The 16,433-nt window shown below is 67.2% G+C and carries 18 protein-coding genes; 9 read left to right on the forward strand and 9 right to left on the reverse strand.

What is annotated here, in order from left to right:
• Positions 1-42 precede the first annotated feature (42 nt).
• The 5 genes from msrB to F1640_RS07230 form a co-directional block, all read right to left on the reverse strand.
• On the reverse strand, positions 43-441 hold the full coding sequence (gene msrB, locus F1640_RS07210; RefSeq protein WP_124810016.1) for a peptide-methionine (R)-S-oxide reductase MsrB: 399 nt from the start codon (positions 439-441) through the stop codon (positions 43-45).
• A gap of 28 nt (positions 442-469) precedes the next feature.
• Positions 470-910 carry an NfeD family protein gene (locus tag F1640_RS07215; RefSeq protein ID WP_124810015.1) on the reverse strand — a complete coding sequence of 147 codons (441 nt, stop codon included), beginning with the start codon at positions 908-910 and terminating at the stop codon, positions 470-472.
• On the reverse strand, positions 903-1,868 hold the full coding sequence (locus F1640_RS07220) for an SPFH domain-containing protein (RefSeq protein WP_194921247.1): 966 nt from the start codon (positions 1,866-1,868) through the stop codon (positions 903-905). Before F1640_RS07220 ends, F1640_RS07215 begins: the two co-directional genes overlap by 8 nt.
• A gap of 94 nt (positions 1,869-1,962) precedes the next feature.
• Positions 1,963-2,670 carry a hypothetical protein gene (locus tag F1640_RS07225; protein ID WP_194918480.1) on the reverse strand — a complete coding sequence of 236 codons (708 nt, stop codon included), beginning with the start codon at positions 2,668-2,670 and terminating at the stop codon, positions 1,963-1,965.
• A gap of 166 nt (positions 2,671-2,836) precedes the next feature.
• Complete coding sequence (locus tag F1640_RS07230) at positions 2,837-3,181, reverse strand: hypothetical protein (RefSeq protein WP_233497360.1); 345 nt, start codon at positions 3,179-3,181, stop codon at positions 2,837-2,839.
• Between the two features lie 146 nt (positions 3,182-3,327).
• Between F1640_RS07230 and F1640_RS07235 the strand changes: the two genes are divergently transcribed.
• Positions 3,328-3,840 carry a helix-turn-helix domain-containing protein gene (locus F1640_RS07235; protein ID WP_194921248.1) on the forward strand — a complete coding sequence of 171 codons (513 nt, stop codon included), beginning with the start codon at positions 3,328-3,330 and terminating at the stop codon, positions 3,838-3,840.
• A gap of 68 nt (positions 3,841-3,908) precedes the next feature.
• Here F1640_RS07235 and F1640_RS07240 read toward each other — a convergent pair whose 3' ends face one another.
• Positions 3,909-4,211 carry a UrcA family protein gene (locus F1640_RS07240; RefSeq protein WP_158453910.1) on the reverse strand — a complete coding sequence of 101 codons (303 nt, stop codon included), beginning with the start codon at positions 4,209-4,211 and terminating at the stop codon, positions 3,909-3,911.
• A gap of 267 nt (positions 4,212-4,478) precedes the next feature.
• Here F1640_RS07240 and F1640_RS07245 point away from each other — a divergent pair, with 267 nt between their 5' ends.
• The 4 genes from F1640_RS07245 to gltX are packed head-to-tail and all read left to right on the forward strand — an operon-like array spanning position 4,479 to position 7,882.
• Positions 4,479-4,745, forward strand: a complete 267-nt coding sequence (locus F1640_RS07245) for a hypothetical protein (RefSeq protein WP_125953906.1) — start codon at positions 4,479-4,481, stop codon at positions 4,743-4,745.
• Between the two features lie 43 nt (positions 4,746-4,788).
• Positions 4,789-5,643, forward strand: coding sequence for a diacylglycerol kinase family protein (locus F1640_RS07250; protein WP_194918482.1), 855 nt, complete (start codon positions 4,789-4,791; stop codon positions 5,641-5,643).
• Complete coding sequence (locus F1640_RS07255) at positions 5,636-6,499, forward strand: metallophosphoesterase (RefSeq protein ID WP_194918485.1); 864 nt, start codon at positions 5,636-5,638, stop codon at positions 6,497-6,499. The genes F1640_RS07250 and F1640_RS07255 overlap by 8 nt, the downstream gene beginning before the upstream one ends.
• A gap of 30 nt (positions 6,500-6,529) precedes the next feature.
• Positions 6,530-7,882, forward strand: coding sequence for a glutamate--tRNA ligase (gltX, locus tag F1640_RS07260; RefSeq protein ID WP_194918487.1), 1,353 nt, complete (start codon positions 6,530-6,532; stop codon positions 7,880-7,882).
• Positions 7,883-7,894: 12 nt separating this feature from the next.
• Here gltX and F1640_RS07265 read toward each other — a convergent pair whose 3' ends face one another.
• A complete protein-coding gene (locus F1640_RS07265; RefSeq protein ID WP_124810007.1) occupies positions 7,895-8,455 on the reverse strand; it encodes a YqgE/AlgH family protein in 561 nt (186 codons plus the stop codon).
• Positions 8,456-8,662: 207 nt separating this feature from the next.
• On the opposite strand from F1640_RS07265, the gene F1640_RS07270 reads away from it, so the two are divergent.
• Entirely contained in the window at positions 8,663-8,851 is a 189-nt protein-coding gene (locus F1640_RS07270) for a hypothetical protein (protein ID WP_124810006.1), read from the forward strand.
• 17 nt (positions 8,852-8,868) lie between these two features.
• Here the strand turns inward: F1640_RS07270 and F1640_RS07275 are convergent, their stop codons facing one another.
• Both F1640_RS07275 and F1640_RS07280 read right to left on the reverse strand, forming a co-directional pair.
• Positions 8,869-11,613, reverse strand: coding sequence for a [protein-PII] uridylyltransferase (locus F1640_RS07275; RefSeq protein WP_124810005.1), 2,745 nt, complete (start codon positions 11,611-11,613; stop codon positions 8,869-8,871).
• Positions 11,614-11,700: 87 nt separating this feature from the next.
• The gene (locus F1640_RS07280) at positions 11,701-13,410 is read right to left on the reverse strand and encodes a class I adenylate-forming enzyme family protein (RefSeq protein ID WP_125953910.1); all 1,710 of its coding nucleotides are present in this window, start codon (positions 13,408-13,410) and stop codon (positions 11,701-11,703) included.
• Positions 13,411-13,613: 203 nt separating this feature from the next.
• Between F1640_RS07280 and lgt the strand changes: the two genes are divergently transcribed.
• The 3 genes from lgt (at position 13,614) to petA (ending at position 16,431) form a co-directional block, all read left to right on the forward strand.
• Positions 13,614-14,477: a prolipoprotein diacylglyceryl transferase gene (lgt, locus tag F1640_RS07285; RefSeq protein WP_194921249.1), complete on the forward strand. Its 864-nt coding sequence runs from the start codon at positions 13,614-13,616 to the stop codon at positions 14,475-14,477.
• On the forward strand, positions 14,474-15,580 hold the full coding sequence (locus tag F1640_RS07290; RefSeq protein WP_309229315.1) for an SAM-dependent methyltransferase: 1,107 nt from the start codon (positions 14,474-14,476) through the stop codon (positions 15,578-15,580). The genes lgt and F1640_RS07290 overlap by 4 nt, the downstream gene beginning before the upstream one ends.
• A gap of 284 nt (positions 15,581-15,864) precedes the next feature.
• Entirely contained in the window at positions 15,865-16,431 is a 567-nt protein-coding gene (gene petA, locus F1640_RS07295; protein ID WP_124810003.1) for a ubiquinol-cytochrome c reductase iron-sulfur subunit, read from the forward strand.
• Positions 16,432-16,433 lie beyond the last annotated feature (2 nt).

Raw genomic sequence — 16,433 nt, forward strand, 5'->3', positions numbered from 1 at the left:
GGCCCGAAGGCGGACCAGACGTGCGATCAGACGTCAGGGCGATCAGTCCTCGGGCGAAAAATCCAGCGAGGCGCTGTTGATGCAATAGCGCAGGCCGGTGGGCGCGGGGCCATCGGGGAACACGTGGCCCAAGTGCCCGTCGCAGCGCGCGCAGCGCACTTCGGTGCGGACCATGCCGTGCGTGACATCGCGGTGTTCGTCCACCGCCTCTGCCTCCATCGGCGCATAGAAGCTCGGCCAGCCGGAGCCGCTGTCATACTTGGTGGCGGCATCGAACAGCGGCGCGCCGCAGCCGGCGCAGACATAGTCGCCCGCCGCCTTGTTCTTTTCGTACTTGCCGGTGAAGGCGCGCTCGGTGCCCGCCTGCCGCAGGATCGCGTACTGCTCCGGCGTCAGCCTTTCGCGCCATTCGGCTTCGGTGAGGTTCAGCTTGTCGGCCATGGGGATCTCCTTTGCCGCGCATATGGGGTCAGTCGGGAAACTCTACAATGAGCACCGCGCCATCGTGCCCGGCCACGCGCATCCTCGCGCCGACCGGCGCATCCGGGCCGCGCACCAGCCATTCGGTATCGCCCTGACGGACGCGTCCGCCGCCGCCGTCGATCGCCTGGACGACGGTGACGCTCTGGCCGATCAGCCGCCCGCCCCGATCGTTGAGCAGGGGATCGGCCGAAACCACCGGATTACGGGCCAGCCAGCGCCGCGCCGCAAACAGCACACAGCCCGCCAGCACGGCGAACAGCACAACCTGCGCGGCCAGCGCCACCGGCAGCGCCGCCGCCACGAAGCCCGTGAGCAGGGCCGCCGCTGCCAGCCAGATCAGGAAATACCCCGGGGCGACGAGTTCCGCGATGGCCAGCGCGACTCCCAGCGCCAGCCAGCCCCAGTGCGGCGCCAGCGCGTCAAGCACGGCCCATCCCCGATTTGTCCGCCCCCGCCTTGTCCGCCGGTGCGGGGTTGGCCGGAGGCTTGATCGCGTCACCGATCAGTTCCCCGATCCCGCCCAGCGAGCCAATCAGTTGCGTCGCCTCCACGGGGAACAGGATGGTCTTGGCGTTAGGCGAAACCGCGAACTGCTGCACCGCCTCCACATATTTCTGCGCCACGAAATAGTTGAGCGCCTGCGTGCCCGAAGACGCGATCGCCTCGGACACGACCTGCGTGGCCCGTGCCTCCGCCTCGGCCGCGCGTTCGCGCGCCTCGGCATCGCGATAGGCCGCTTCGCGCCGCCCTTCGGCTTCGAGGATCTGCGCCTGCTTCTGCCCTTCGGCGCGCAGGATTTCCGCGCTTTTCAGCCCCTCGGCCTCGAGAATCTGCGCGCGCTTCTCGCGCTCGGCCTTCATCTGGCGCGCCATGGCGTTGGAAATGTCGGCCGGCGGACGGATGTCCTTGATCTCCACGCGGGTGATCTTGAGGCCCCAGGGCGAGGTGGCGTGATCGACCACGGCCAGCAGGCGGGCGTTGATCTCGTCGCGCTTGGACAGCGTCTCGTCCAGGTCCATCGAACCCATCACCGTGCGCAAGTTGGTGGTAGTGAGTTGCATGATCGCGACGAAGAGGTCCGATACCTCGTAGGCCGCCTTGCCCGCGTCCAGCACCTGGAAGAACACGATGGCGTCCACGCCGACCATGGCGTTGTCGCGGGTGATGATCTCCTGGCCGGGGATGTCGAGCACCTGCTCCATCATGTTGACCTTGCGCCCGACGCGATCGACGAACGGCATGATGAAATGCAGGCCGGGCGTGGCCGCCAGGGTGAACTTGCCCAGCCGCTCGATGGTATAGACATAGCCTTGGCGCACGACGCGGACGCCGGTGAAGAAATAGACGGCAACGAGCACCGCCAGCAGAACGAGAACGCCTTCCATCGCCACCCCCATCACTTCGATACCGGAGTCTAGCGCACGGCGCATTCCAGCCAAGCACAAACCGCTCCGGCCAACGAAGCGCGATGGAACCTGATCAATAGTGCGATTTCTGATCCGGCTTCGCGAGGTCGTAACAGTGGGCGATGTCATACTTTTCGACACCCCCGCCCTCGTCGAACGCTTCCTTGAGCATGGCGTCGTGCGCCTCGGCGATCGCCTGGTCGGCCTGGTCGCCACTCCTGCCCGCGGCGATCAGCGCTTCACGCTCGCGCGCGGTCAACACCGAGGCCAGCGTCTTCATGTCCTGCGCCGCCGGCGTCATTCCCTCGCGCCCATGAATTTCCTCGAAGGCGAGAGAGAGGATCGCGGTGCATTGCAGAAGGTCAGGCGCGCGCAGCGGCGGAACGGTCTTGTCCAGCAGCGGAAGACAGGCGCCCATCTGCGTGGCCAGCGCGGCATCCGCCGGATCGGCACTGGCGCCTTTCTGCAAGGTGCCGACATCGGCCACGATCAGATCACGCACCTGTTCGCGCGTCAGGCCGGCTTCGGCGACTACCCGCGTGCTCACCTCGACGAAATAGCGCTTCCCCCGCACGGCCAGCGGCGGGAACGCGAGCGCGGCAGGCGCTCCGTTGGCCTGCTCGGACGCAACGATCGCGAAGACGGCGGCGCATTGCAGCGCGGCGCGGTGTTCCGGCGTCACGCGGTCGGCCGTAACCGCATCCGCCGCCACGGCCGGGGATGCCGGCAGGGCAGATGGAACAAGCAACGAAAGCGCGGCAAGCGCGGCGGGAATGCGCATGGTCAGGCTATAGGCGCGGCGTGCGCAAAAAAGAAGCCGCGAGCATGACGCTCGCGGCCCTGTCAGGTTTGGCGTGTCCGGCAGGGTAGCGGGAGGACACGCGCTGGAGAAAAGATCGGATCGGCCGGGCGCTTGTTAAGGCCCGGATCGATCCTTCAGGCCGGAATCAGGCCTTCCCGCCGTTGCAACGGGCAAGTTCCTCGGCGGAAAGCTCGCCGTCCGGCGTGGCGAAGCGGGCGATCGTGCCAACCTTCTGGGAAATGCGCGCGCAGACCATTGCGGGGCGCGAGGTGTCGCGCGCGCCCGAGCATTCCGATCCGGTGCAGGACCAGGCAACGCCGTGTTCGATCAGGCGCTTGGGCGCATCGAGAGCCGTTGCCAGGGTAACGGAATAGTAGCCGCCCGCTGCGTGCGAAGGCGTGGCGGTTGCGGTGAAACCGGCGACCGTTCCGACCAGCGCGAGAACGGCAGGCGCAAGCTGGCGCAACGCGCCATGGCGAAGTGCAGTCATGATTCTTCCCCTTTTTCACGGCAAGGAAATCATGGGGTCCTTGGAGAGGGTCGATTTCCATTGCGAATCGTTTCCTATATCGATAGGTTTTAAGTTGCAACTAAAAACTTAAATAGGCCGACGATATGGGGTACAAGCGCGACGACATGCACAAACTTCACGAACCCCTTGCCGAGATCGGACAGTGTGGCCTTCCCGTGGCGCTGGAAGCCATGGGCGAGCGCTGGTCGTTCATGATCCTGCGCGCCGCCCTGAACGGCGTCCGGCACTTCGAGGATTTCCTCGACGAGCTTGGGATCGCCCGGAACATCCTTTCGAACCGCCTGTCAAGGCTGGTCGAAGCGGGCATTCTCAAGCGCGAGCATTGCGCCGACGATCGCCGCCGCATCGAATACCGGTTGACGGAAAAGGGATTCGATCTGTTGCCGGCCATGCTGGCATTGCGCCAGTGGGGCGAGAAATGGCAACTCGGCGTCGCCGCCAATCCGGTGCTGTGCGACGCGCGCGACGGCAGGCCCATCGCGCCGATCACGATCCGCGCGCACGACGATCGCCAGTTGAAGCACAGCGACCTCACCTGGCGTGATCTGGCGGATGTGGAAGCGGAAGAAGCGGGCGGCGTTGCTGCCGGAACATCTCCGGTCCGCATCGTCGGGTAGCAAGCCTCGCAGACTATCTGCAAAAAGAACCCGGGAGCGGGGGGCTGAGGTCCGCCCCGGGGTGCAGATTACCGGCTGTGGACCGGTCCGCGCTTGATCGAGGCGAATTTCGCCCGCGCATTGTTCAGCGCGCTGTTATAGCAAGTCCGTTCGGACACCTGCTCGTTCAGAGAAGCGCGATCGGTGCCGATGCCGCAGACACCGCGGGCCGCGCTACGCAGGCGGGCGTCGAACGCGGACTGTCCGTGCGGCGTGGAAAGGTCGAGATCGGCATAGTCCACCGCGCGGGTTTCCTGGGCAAAGGCGGGCTGCGCGGCGATGGTCAGGCCGAAAAGGGCAGTGGCGAAAGCGGTCTTGGTGAGAGCGGTCATGGTCTGGTCCTCAATCTGGTGCCCGGAACCGTTTGGCGGTCGATCCCGGAAGGGGGGCTGCGACGGCAGATCGGGGTATGGGGGGCAACGCCGTCGCTGAAGTTGTCCTACGCCGCCCCACCCCGTCGCGCCCGCCGTCATCGACAAGGCAGGAAGTCCCGCCGACGAGAAGCGACCGCGTCCGACGAACGACCGTCCTGATCCGGTGAACCGCATGGGTCCCATGTTGCTGACAACCGGGAAGAAGAGTTCTATCGTTACGCGACAATGGCCATTCTCGTCACATTCCTGCTCGGCATCGGCAATTTCGCTCTGCACCGGGCAGTCCTGGACAGCGGCCATCCGCTGCTGGGCAAAATGCCTTGGTTCTATCACGGCCTCCACCGGCGCTTCAGCTTCGCGGTGGAATTCCTGATGCTGTTTGCCGGGCTGCTGCTGACCGCGCAGGGCATTGCGTGGGGGCCGGTCGCCTACCTCGGCTATACCGCGCTCAACGGCCTATCCGCGTGGCTGATCCTGAGCGACCGTATCTGAACCGGCCCGGGAACCACGCGCGCCCAGCCGCATTGCCCGAACGATGGACCGAACCCCGCCAATCTGGCTGGTCGCCAACGCGGCCAGCGGCAGCAACAGCGACGACGCGCTCGACGACCTGATGGCCAGACTGGCCGCCACCGGGAGAGAACCGGCGCGCGTCGTGCGCTTTCCTGACGATGCCCTGCCGGCGCGCGCCGATCTCGACCGCGAAGGCATCGGCATGCTTGCGGTGTTCACCGGGGACGGCACCGTCAACGCGCAGTGCACGCGGCTCTATGGCTGGCAAGGCGACGTGCTCGTCTTGCCGGGCGGCACGCAGAACCTCATGGCCAAGGCGCTGCATGGCGAAGACGTGTCTGTCGAAGGCGTGGTTGCGGCGCTGGAACAGGGCAGCCTCTCATCCACACGCCGCCGCCTGATCCGCTGCGCGCAAGGTGACGCCCTGTGCGAGATCGTGGCCGGCCCCGGCGCGGTATGGGCCGACGTGCGCGAGGAAATCCGCGACGGCGATCTGGGCGGCATCGCGACATCGCTGGGCGAAGCGATTCGCCGCAGCGCCTCGGACCCCGGCGTGACGATCGTCGAGCCGGCAACGGGGCGCGAGGAAGGCTACCCCGCCATACGCCTTCACCCCGGCGCTGCGGGCATGGCTGTCGATGCCTATGGCCCGCAGGACATCGCCGGCATCGCGCAGCAAGCGGGCGCGATCCTGCGGCGGGATTTCCGCACTGGCCCGCACGACAAGCTGGGCGAACACGATCGCGTGCGCTGCCGCTCCGACGAGCCGATCGAACTGATGATCGACGGCGAACGCCGCACCGGATCGCGCGAAGAGACGTTCGAAATCATGGACTGCGACGTGAATTTCCTGTCTAGCATCCGGCAGCATGAGTAACTCTGCCCCGATCCGGATCTTCCATCTCAGCGACATCCATTTCGGGCTGGAGGACCGGGAGGCGCTGGCCTGGGCGCGCGAAAGCATCGCGCGCGAACGGCCGGACGCGGTGGCCATCACCGGCGACCTGACGATGCGCGCGCGCCACCGCGAATTCGCCGCCGCGTGCGACTGGATTCTCTCGCTCGATGCGGCCGTGACGGTGGAGGTGGGCAATCACGACCTGCCCTATTTCAACCTCTTCGAACGCTTCACCGATCCCTATCGCCGCTTCCGCCGGATCGAGGCGCTGGTCGAGCGTGCGATTCCGGTCAACGGCATCGCGATCATCCCGCTCAAGACCACGGCACGCGCGCAGCCGCGCCTCAACTGGTCGAAAGGCTGTGTGACCCGGCGCGCGCTGGCGCAGACGCTGGCGGCGATCGACGCGCTTCCCGTGGGCGTCCGCGCCATCGTTACCGCACATCACCCGCTGGTGGAGGCCGGCACGCGCGGCAAGGCGCTGACGCGGGGAGGATCGCGCGCGCTGGCGGAACTGGCGAAGCGCGATGTGCTGGCCGTGCTTTCCGGCCACGTCCACGATCCGTTCGACCTGATCCACCCCACCCCAAACGGCCCGGTCCGCATGATCGGCGCGGGCACGCTTTCGCAGCGGATCCGCTCGACTCCGGTCAGCTTCAACGAACTGACGATCGCGGACGGCCGGATCGACGTGCGCGTGCGAAATATGGAGCGCGTGCCAACGCGCGCCATGCAGATCGACGACATCCCCGAAGACGCCCTGCCCCCGCGGGAGACCGGCGCGCCGGTGGCCCCGATCGGCGCCGTGCCCGCCGTCGATCCGCCGGTGCATTGAGCGCGGCGCGACACGCGCTATAGGGCACCCATGTCCGCAAACCTTTCCACGCCTGTCGTCACGCGCTTCGCGCCATCGCCCACCGGGCGGCTCCATGTCGGCAATATTCGCACGGCGCTGCACAACTGGCTGCTCGCCAAGCGCCACGGTGGCCGCTTCCTGCTGCGCATCGACGATACCGATGCCGAGCGCAGCCGCGAGGAGCATGTCGAAGCGATCCGCGCCGATCTGGCGTGGCTGGGCCTCCATCCCGAAGGCGAGGAGCGCCAATCGGCGCGCTTTGCGATCTACGAGGCCGCGTTCGACCGGCTGGTCGCCGCCGGGCGGCTCTATCGCTGCTACGAGACCGCCCAGGAACTCGATCTCAAGCGCAAGGTCCTGCTCGGGCGCGGTCTGCCGCCGATCTACGATCGCGCCGCGCTGCACCTGACCGAAGCCGATCACGCGGCCAGGGCGGCGGCGGGCGAAAAGCCGCACTGGCGCTTCCTGCTGGACCACGACACGCCGATCGCATGGCACGACGGCATCCGCGGCCCGCAACACTTCGATCCGCGCCAGATGTCCGACCCGGTGGTGCGCCGCGCCGACGGATCGTGGCTCTACATGCTGCCCAGCGCGATCGACGATGCCGCCATGGGGATCAGTGACGTGTTGCGCGGCGAGGACCACGTTTCCAACACCGCCACGCAGATCCAGATGTTCGGCGCGCTGGGGGCGGAGCCGCCGCGCTTCGCCCACGCCGCGCTGCTGACCGGCACCGAAGGCAAGCTCTCCAAGCGGCTGGGCTCGCTGGGGGTCGCCGATCTGCGCGAAGCAGGCATCGAGCCGGAAGCCCTGATCGCCATGCTGGCGCGCCTGGGAACGTCGGACCCGATCGATCCGGCGCTGGATGCGGATGCTCTGGCCGCAGCGTTCGACCTTTCCCGGTTCGGCCGCGCGCCGGCGCGGTTCGACGATGCCGAGCTGCACCGCATCAACGCCGCCGTGGTCCATCGCCTGCCCTTCGCGCGCGTGGCCCATCTCCTGCCCGAAGGCATGACCGAGGTCGCCTGGGAAGCGATCCGCCCCAACCTGGCCCATATCGGCGAAGCGGCCGACTGGTGGCGCGTGGTGACCGGGCCGATCACTGCCCCCGAGGCCGACCCCGAGACGCGGGCCTTCCTCGATCAGGCCGCGACGGTCGCCGCCGGGATCGACTGGGCGTCCGACCCCTGGAGCGCATTGACGGCGACGCTCAAGGACGCGACCGGGCGCAAGGGCAAGGCCCTGTTCCTGCCGCTGCGGCAAGCACTCACGGGCATGGACCACGGGCCGGACATGAAGGCGCTGCTGCCGCTGATCGGCAAGGTCGAAGCAATCGGAAGGCTCAGCCCCGCGTCCTGACGCCGCAGCGGGTCAGGCGCTGCCCGTTTCGCTCGCCAGCAAGGCGGGATCGATGCCGTGGATGCGCCAGGTCGCGGCCCACCGCGCGCCGACCGGCGTATCGAACAGGATATCCGAACTGCCGTCCGCCGCGAACCAGCCGTGCCGCCGCATCTCGCCTTCGAGTTGGCCAGGCGCCCAGCCGGCATAGCCCAGCGCGATCAGCCAGTGCCGTGGCCCGCGCCCCTCCGCGATGGCCCGAAGGATGTCGAGCGAAGCGGAAAGCCCGCACAGCGGATGCACGTCGATCGTGCCCGCCCCGCCCCAGTCCCGCGAATGGAGGACGAACCCGCGCGATGGTTCCACCGGACCGCCATGGAGCACCGGCCCATCGGGCGCGACACCGGGATCGATGCCCACGTCTTCCAGAAGGCCGTGCAGGGTCACGCCATCACGGGGCTGGCCGATGCCGATGCCCATTGCACCGTTTTCGTCGTGCACGCACATCGCGATCACCGCGTGGTCGAAACGCGGATCGCCCATGCCCGGCATGGCCAGCAGGATCCGGCCGGCGAGGTACTGCGCTTCAGGCATGTGAAACCGTATCCTTTCGAGCCTCCCGCACCCCATCATGACGCAGCTGGACGACCGGCACAACGGGACGAATCGTCGGGCATTTGATACCGGTCAACCCATATTAGGCAAAACTGATTAATCCGAGTCGCGATCCCTTTTGAACGCAATGGCCCGGTTCGGCGGAATGCCGGCCAAGGGGCCGTTCGGACCAGGAAGGAACGCGCCGTGCTGCGCCTGATGCTTGTGCTTCACGCTGTCATCGCCACCACCCTGATGGGGGCTGGAATCACCGCCGCGCTGGCGGCAGGTTATGTTGCCAAGGGGCCGATCCTGGCCGCCGCGCTGGGCGGCTTCGTTCTGGCGTTCCCGGCAAGCTGGCTGATCGCCCGCCAGATCGTGGCGCGCGCGGGCTGAAACCCGCCCGCATCCCGTCAGGCTGCGACCGCCTTCATCTCGTGTTCGCCGGCCGCTTCCAGCAGGCGCTTCTCCACCGTTTTCAGCCTGTTTTCGGCGGCCACCTTCTCTCCCAGGACATCAGTGACGTAGAACGTATCGACCGCGCGCTCGCCATAGGTAGCGATATGCGCGGAATGGACGACCAGCCGCGCCTCGAACAGCGCGCGCGCCAGGCGGTTAAGCAGGGCGGGCCGATCGCGCGCGCCCACCTCGATCACGGTGAAGCGGTTGGACGCCTTGTTGTCGAAGATCACGATCGGCTGGACCTCGAACGCGTCGGCGCGCGGGCGGGCCAGCGGGCGCGCCGCCAGTTGCGGCACCAGCTTGACCCGGTTTGCCAGAGCATCGCCGATCATGGCCTTGAGCCGCCCGATCTGCGCCTCTTCGCTGAACGGACGCCCAAGCGGGTCCTGCACCAGGAAGTTGTCGACCGCCGTACCGTTGCGCGCGGTGTGGATGCGCGCGTCGATGATGTTGCCGCCGGCCAGGTGGATGCCGCCCGCGATGCGGTAGAACAGCCCCGGATGGTCCGCTGCCATCACCGTGACCAGCGTCGCCCCGCGCGCCGGGTAGTATTGCGCCTCGACCGATAGCGGCTGCCCGTGCGCGCGGTCGAGCTGCTGGAGGTTGAGAGCGATGATGTCCTCCGGCTCGGCGATCCAGTAGGCTTCGCCCAGCTGGCGGCCGGCGGTGCCGATCAGGTTGTCCCGCTCGCGCAGGATCTCGCCCACCGCCTTCTTCTTCGCGGCGATCCGTTCGGCGCGCCCGTGCTGCTTGTGGCCCAGCCGCAGCATTTCCTCCGTCGCCAGGAACAAGTCGCCCAGCAGCTGCCGCTTCCAGCCGTTCCAGATGCCAGGGCCGACGGCGCGAATGTCCACGATCGTCAGGACCAGCAGCAGGCGCAGCCGCTCGACGCTTTGAACCGTGCCGGCGAAATCGGCGATGGTCTTGTAGTCCGCCAGATCGCGCTTGAACGCGGTGGCGCTCATCAGGAGATGCTGGCGAACCAGCCAGGCGACCAGTTCGGTTTCCGCCGCCGACAGCCCGAGCCGCGGGCACAGCTTCATCGCCACTTCCGCGCCAAGGATCGAATGGTCCCCGCGCCGCCCCTTGGCGATATCGTGGAGCAGCGTGGCGACATACAGCACGCGGCGCGACGCGACCTTGGCGATCACGTCGCTGGCCAGCGGATGATCGTCGCGCGCCTCGCCCTTCTCGATCCGCGCCAGCAGGCCGATCGCGCGGATCGTATGCTCGTCCACCGTGTAGTGGTGGTACATGTCGAACTGCATCTGCGCCACGACACGGCCGAAATCGGGCACGAAGCGGCCGAACACACCCGCCTCGTTCATCCAGCGCAACACGGTTTCGGGATCGTTGCGACTGGTCAAGATGTCGAGGAACAGCGCATTGGCGCGCGGGTCCTTGCGCACGCGGGCATCGATCAACCCGGCATCGCGCTGGGCCAGCCGCATCGCTTCCGGATGGATTTCCATCGCCTCGCGATCGGCGAGCGCGAACATCTCCAGCAGCCGCACCGGCTCCTTGCGGAAGAAATCGTCGCCAGTCACCGTGATGCGCCCGGCGTCGATGGTGAACACGCCCACCTTTTTCTTCCGCCGCCGGAATGCCGCGAAGAACCCGCGCTTCTGGCGGGCAAACTGTTCGTCAAGCTGCGCCAGGAACACGCCAGTCAGCGACCCCACTTGCTTGGCCTGCAGGAAGAAGAACTGCATGAACCGTTCGACCGCGCTCTTGCCCGGCCGGTCGGCGAAGTTCATGTGCATGGCGACCTCGCGCTGGAGATCGAAGGTCAGCCGGTCCTCGGCCCGGTTCGTCAGCGCGTGGAGATGGCAGCGCACCGCCCAGAAGAAGTTCTCGGCGCGCCGGAACTGGCGGTATTCGTCAGCGGTAAGCAGACCCACGTCGACCAGTTCGCTGGGATCGCGCACCTTGTGGATGTATTTGCCGATCCAGTAGAGCGTGTGAAGATCACGCAGCCCGCCCTTGCCTTCCTTCACGTTCGGCTCGACCACGTAGCGGCTGTCACCCAGCCGCTTGTGCCGCTCGTTGCGCTCGGCCAGCTTTTCGGAAACGAACTGCCGTTCGGTGCCAGTAACGACCTCGGCCCAGAAGCGGCGCGAACCTTCCTCGAACAGTTCGCGATCGCCCCACACGTAGCGCCCTTCGAGCAGCGCGGTGCGGATGGTCAGATCGCTGCGCGCCATGCGCACAAGTTCGTCCAGCGAACGGCTGGAATGGCCAACCTTCAGCCCCAGATCCCACAGGAAATAGAGCATCGCCTCGATCACCTGTTCGCACCACGCCGTCGGCTTGATCGGCGTGAGAAAGGCGATGTCGACATCGGAATGCGGCGCCATTTCGCCCCGGCCGTATCCGCCCACCGCCAGCACGGCGATCCGTTCGCCCGTGCTGCGGTTGCTGGCGCGATAGACGTCGCCGACGACGTGATCGTAAATTACGCGGACCAGCTGGTCGATCAGGAAGGCGTGCCCCTGCGCGCATTCGTAACCGGCGGACGGCTTTTCCGACAGCCGCCGCATCAGCTCCGACCGCCCGCGCGACAGCGCATCGCGCAGCAGTTCGACCACGACGGGCCGTGCCTTGTCGCGATGCTCGGCCACGGCGGCGGCCACCGCGTCGGTCAGGGTACGCCGATCAACGATCGCGCGCTGGTGCGGAAGGCGGGGAAGCGTCATGGCGGCTCTATAGAAGGAGCGGGGTTGACGGGAAACCACGAAGTCCTCCGTGGTTCCCGCAAAGCCGCGCTACGTTATTCCAGCCGGTCAACCAGCCTTGACCGTCCACAGCTTCGCATAAGTCTCGCGCAGCGACCGCTTGTCGACCTTTTCCGTGCCCAGGCGCGGAAGCGGCTCGTGAACCTGCCAGAAACGCACGGGAATCTTGAACGGCGCGATGTGTTCGGCCAGGAAAACGCGCAGTTCCTCCTCGCTGGCCGAGCAACCGTCCTTGGCCAGATAGACCGCCACCGGCACTTCGCCATAGAGTTCGTCGGGCAGGCCAAACACGCTGGCCTCGGCGACGCAGGGATGCGCGTAAATCGCCCCTTCCACCTCGATGCACGAGATGTTCTCGCCACCGCGAATGATGATGTCCTTCTTGCGATCGACGATGAACAGATAGCCTTCGGGGTCGAGATAGCCGAGGTCGCCGGTGCGGAAATAGCCGTCGGGCATGATCGCCTCGGCGGTCGCCTTGGGATTGTCCCAGTACCCCAGGAAATTGCAGACGCTGCGAATCGAGACTTCGCCGATTTCGCCCTGCGGCCGCGGCTTGCCCGCGTCATCGAGGATGGCCAGATCAACCAGCGGGCGCGAGGCCGTGCCGGTGCTGTCGGGCTTGGCGAGATAGTTCTCGTTGAGATTGCCGCAGCCGACGCCATTGGTTTCGGTCAGGCCATAGCCGATGATCGGAAAGCCCTGCGGCAGCGCCTTGCGGATGCGTTCGACGTGCTCCACCGGGCGCGGCGCGCCGCCGGCGGCGAAGGTCACGCAGCTCGACAGGTCGTACTTGTCGCGATCGGGATGCGTGGCGATCTCGAAGCTCATCAGCGGCACGCCGACGAAATAGGTCACCTTCTCGCGCTCGATCAGGCGCATCGCCTCGGTCGCGTCCCACTTGGGCATCAGCACCAGCTTGCGGCCGAGCGCGAAGCTCTGGAGGAACACCGGAACCTCGCCCGTGACATGGAACAGCGGCACGTTGACCAGCGTCACCGGCTGCGCGCCCAGCGGAGGTGCCTCGCCCCGTTCGGTCATCAGGCCCAGCGCCATCACGCTCTGCGCCAGATAGTTCATCGTGCCCTGCACCACCCCGCGGTGATCGGAATAGGCGCCCTTGGCATTGCCGGTGGAGCCGGAGGTGAACAGCACCGTCGCCAGATCGTCACCGCCCAGATCCGGCAAAGGCGTTTCGGCGCCGCCGCCCTGCGCCGTCAGCGCGGCCAGCCCCTGCAGCGGCGGGCAGTCGTGCTCCATCGGCAGCAGCGTCGCTCCGTGGTCCAGCCCCTCGAGCCGCGCCGCGCGGCCGGCGTCGGCGATGACCAGACGGCACCCCACCAGCCGGATGCCGTGCGCCAGTTCCTCGCCGCTCCACCAGCCGTTGAGCAGCGTGACGCAGCCTCCCGCCATCACCACCGCCATGTAGGCCACAACCCAGCTTGCCGAATTGCGCGCGACGATGCCGATCCGCTCGCCTTTCTGCACGCCGTGGCCTTCCACCAACCCGCCGGCCACCACGCGCGCGGCAGCATAAATCTGCGCGAACGTCAGCCGCTGTCCTCCATCGATGATGAATTCGCGATCGCCCTGCTGCGCGCAGAACAGCGCGAAATAGGCCGCCAGGCTGGGCGGGGCGGCGGCGATCATCGGCACCGTCCAGCCCGCGCGCTGGAACGGAACCGTGGCAAACATGCCGCCTTCGGCGGTCAGGGCATCCATGATCCGGGACAGATCCCGATCGAGCTGGCTCAGCATTGCTTTCGTTACTCTCCCAAGTGCGCGTGCCGCACGGCGCGGCCTTTTCATGTTTGTCAGGCATTCGCTGCCGTGCCAAAAGCCGGCGGCGAACCTGCCGGCGAAGACACAGACAGGTCCCTTTCTGCAACTTGTACGGAGTTCACTCCTTGCTGTCACTATCGGCGCTGTTACAGTCGGTTCCGCTGCTTGCGTCGGGTGCGATGGCCCTGCCCTACCAGCCACTGCACTGGGAAGACCTGGGCCTTTCCCCGATCGCCGTCGACCTCGGCTTCTTCACGATCAAGTGGTATTCGCTGGCCTATCTGGCGGGCATCCTGCTCGCCTACTGGCACCTTCTGCGCATGATCCGTTCGCCCGGCGCGCCGCTGGCGCAGCGCCATGCAGACGATCTGTTCTTCTACGCCACGCTGGGCGTGATCCTGGGCGGGCGGCTGGGCTATGCCACGTTCTACGCGCCGCGCATGTTCGCGGATCCGGGCGAACTGGTGAAGCTGTGGGAAGGCGGCATGAGCTTCCATGGCGGCATGATCGGCACGGTGCTGGCGATCGCGTGGGTTTCGTGGCGCAACAAGCTCAATTTCGTGCGGATGTGCGATTACATCGCCGTCTGCGTGCCTTTCGGTCTGCTGTTCGGCCGCCTGGCCAACTTCGTGAACGGCGAGTTGTGGGGCCGCGTGACCACCTCCACGGTGCCCTGGGTCATGATCTTTCCCGGCGCCGGCCCCCAGCCGCGCCATCCCAGCCAGCTCTACGAGGCGCTGCTCGAAGGCCTGGTTCTGGCCGTGCTGCTGATCACGCTGTTCTGGAAGACCCGCGCGCGCTGGCGGCCGGGTCTGCTGGTCGGGCTGTTCACGCTGGGCTACGGCCTGTCGCGCTTCACCGTGGAATACTTCCGCGAACCGGACGCGCAGCTTGAGGAATTCGCCCGCAGCACCGGCTTCTCGATGGGCCAGTGGCTGACCATGCCGATGATGGCGGTGGGCCTGTTCTTCTTCATTCGCGCGCTGGTTCGCCCTCCGCTTTCGGCCCCGAAGCCGGCAACCGCGCCGGCCGCCACCGCGTGACCGGGGGGGCCACGACGGCCCGGGACGATCGTTCGCTCACCGCGACGTTCGCCCGCCTGATCGCCGCCACCGGGCCACTGAGCATCGCGCATTTCATGGCCGAATCGAACGCGCGCTATTACGATTCGCGCGATCCGCTGGGCCTCACGGGAGACTTCATCACCGCCCCGGAAGTCAGCCAGATGTTCGGCGAACTGATCGGGTTGTGGCTGACGGACATCTGGACGCGCGCCGGCGCGCAATATCCCGTCCACTACGTCGAACTCGGCCCGGGCCGCGGCACGCTGGCGCGCGACGCGCTGCGCGTGATGCGACGACAGGGCATGGCGCCCGCCGTGCATTTCGTGGAAGGCAGCACGGCGCTGCGCGCGATCCAGCGCGAACACCATCCCGATGCCAACTGGCACGACGATCTCTCCACCTTGCCCGCGGACGCGCCGCTGCTGATCGTCGCCAACGAGTTCCTCGACGCGCTGCCGGTGCATCAACTGGTGAAGACCGCCGCCGGCTGGCGCGAACGCCTGGTGGGGATGCACGAAGGCAGGCTGGCCCCGGTGGTGGGCGCGCGCCCCATGGATGCGGCGGTGGCGATGGGCGGCACGGTCTCCGCCGCGCTTGCCGCGCTGATCGCGGACGCGCCCGACGGCGCGATCCTCGAAAGCAGTCCCGCGTCTGCGGCGGCGGTGCGCGCGGTCGCGGAACGGCTGGCCGCGCAGGGCGGCGCGGCGCTGTTCATCGACTATGGCCACACCGCGCCGCGCCTTGGCAGCACGCTGCAGGCGGTACGCGCGCACCGCAAGGTCGATGCTTTCGCCATGCCCGGCGAGGCTGACCTCACCGCGCACGTCGATTTCGCGGCGATGGCGGAGACCGCCGAAGCCGGCGGCGCGCGGTGGATGGGCACGGCGGAACAGGGCCACTGGCTCCGCGCGCTCGGCATCGGCGCACGCGCGCAGGCGTTGGCGCGCTCGGCACCGGCACAGGTCGCGACCCTCAACGCGGCGCTCGACCGACTGACCGGGGAATCGCAGATGGGCGCGCTTTTCAAGGTTATGGGGCTGGCGAACCCCGGCTGGCCTGCGGGCGCCGGTTTCCCGCGCTAGGCCGCGAATCCCCCTTCCGGGGTTCTTCCGGCGAAACCCTGCTCGCCCCCCTGCCCAAACCCTTGTGAATCCGCGCTTCCCGCAGGACCAAAATGCCTGTTGGCAAACTATCGCCTTTGCGTCTATCAGGCCCCCCAAGTGGGGGTTTGGTGCGCGCTGTTCGCGTGCGCCCGGCCCCTGTGCAAGGGGGATAAACCGGACGGTCCTTTCCCCGGGCACGTTCAAAGGGGCAAGTTGGACCGCGCCCGGTCCGCGGGCGCGGCGGCAGCAGGCAGGGAATTTCAATGGCTGATGAGGCGAGCATCGACACTCCGGCTGATGGTACCGGAGAAGGTGTGCGGCGGCGCGATTTCATCAATATCGCGGCCGTAAGTTTTGCGGGAGTGGGCGGCCTTGCCGCCGTCTGGCCGCTGGTGCGGCAGATGAGTCCGTCGGCGGACGTCCTGGCGGAAAGCTCCACGGAGATCGACATCTCGGCGATCCAGCCGGGACAGGCGATCAAGGCCGTGTTCCGCAAGCAGCCGGTGTTCCTCCGCAACCTGACCCCGAAGGAAATCTCGGAAGCGGACGCGGTCGACGCCTCGACGCTGCGCGATCCGCAGACGCTGGAGCAGCGCACCAAGGAAGGCCACAAGAACTGGCTGATCACCATGGGTGTCTGCACCCACCTGGGCTGCGTGCCGCTGGGCGCCGGCGAAGGCGAGGTGAAGGGCGAGTTCGGCGGTTACTTCTGCCCCTGCCACGGTTCGGTCTACGATACCGCGGCGCGCATCCGCAAAGGCCCGGCACCGAAGAATCTCGAAGTGCCTCCCTACGAATTCACTTCCGACACTGTCGTGAAGATCGGCTGAGG

This window comes from Novosphingobium sp. NBM11 (assembly GCF_015390225.1).
Lineage (GTDB): Bacteria > Pseudomonadota > Alphaproteobacteria > Sphingomonadales > Sphingomonadaceae > Novosphingobium.

What these genes read in the sequence shown, in the direction of transcription:
- msrB (WP_124810016.1), bottom strand. Translation starts at nt 441, where the DNA reads ATGGCCGACAAGCTGAACCTCACCGAAGCCGAATGGCGCGAAAGGCTG.
- F1640_RS07220 (WP_194921247.1), bottom strand. Translation starts at nt 1,868, where the DNA reads ATGGAAGGCGTTCTCGTTCTGCTGGCGGTGCTCGTTGCCGTCTATTTC.
- F1640_RS07225 (WP_194918480.1), bottom strand. Translation starts at nt 2,670, where the DNA reads ATGCGCATTCCCGCCGCGCTTGCCGCGCTTTCGTTGCTTGTTCCATCT.
- F1640_RS07230 (WP_233497360.1), bottom strand. Translation starts at nt 3,181, where the DNA reads ATGACTGCACTTCGCCATGGCGCGTTGCGCCAGCTTGCGCCTGCCGTT.
- F1640_RS07235 (WP_194921248.1), top strand. Translation starts at nt 3,328, where the DNA reads ATGCACAAACTTCACGAACCCCTTGCCGAGATCGGACAGTGTGGCCTT.
- F1640_RS07240 (WP_158453910.1), bottom strand. Translation starts at nt 4,211, where the DNA reads ATGACCGCTCTCACCAAGACCGCTTTCGCCACTGCCCTTTTCGGCCTG.
- F1640_RS07245 (WP_125953906.1), top strand. Translation starts at nt 4,479, where the DNA reads ATGGCCATTCTCGTCACATTCCTGCTCGGCATCGGCAATTTCGCTCTG.
- F1640_RS07250 (WP_194918482.1), top strand. Translation starts at nt 4,789, where the DNA reads ATGGACCGAACCCCGCCAATCTGGCTGGTCGCCAACGCGGCCAGCGGC.
- F1640_RS07255 (WP_194918485.1), top strand. Translation starts at nt 5,636, where the DNA reads ATGAGTAACTCTGCCCCGATCCGGATCTTCCATCTCAGCGACATCCAT.
- gltX (WP_194918487.1), top strand. Translation starts at nt 6,530, where the DNA reads ATGTCCGCAAACCTTTCCACGCCTGTCGTCACGCGCTTCGCGCCATCG.
- F1640_RS07265 (WP_124810007.1), bottom strand. Translation starts at nt 8,455, where the DNA reads ATGCCTGAAGCGCAGTACCTCGCCGGCCGGATCCTGCTGGCCATGCCG.
- F1640_RS07275 (WP_124810005.1), bottom strand. Translation starts at nt 11,613, where the DNA reads ATGACGCTTCCCCGCCTTCCGCACCAGCGCGCGATCGTTGATCGGCGT.
- F1640_RS07280 (WP_125953910.1), bottom strand. Translation starts at nt 13,410, where the DNA reads ATGCTGAGCCAGCTCGATCGGGATCTGTCCCGGATCATGGATGCCCTG.
- lgt (WP_194921249.1), top strand. Translation starts at nt 13,614, where the DNA reads ATGGCCCTGCCCTACCAGCCACTGCACTGGGAAGACCTGGGCCTTTCC.
- petA (WP_124810003.1), top strand. Translation starts at nt 15,865, where the DNA reads ATGGCTGATGAGGCGAGCATCGACACTCCGGCTGATGGTACCGGAGAA.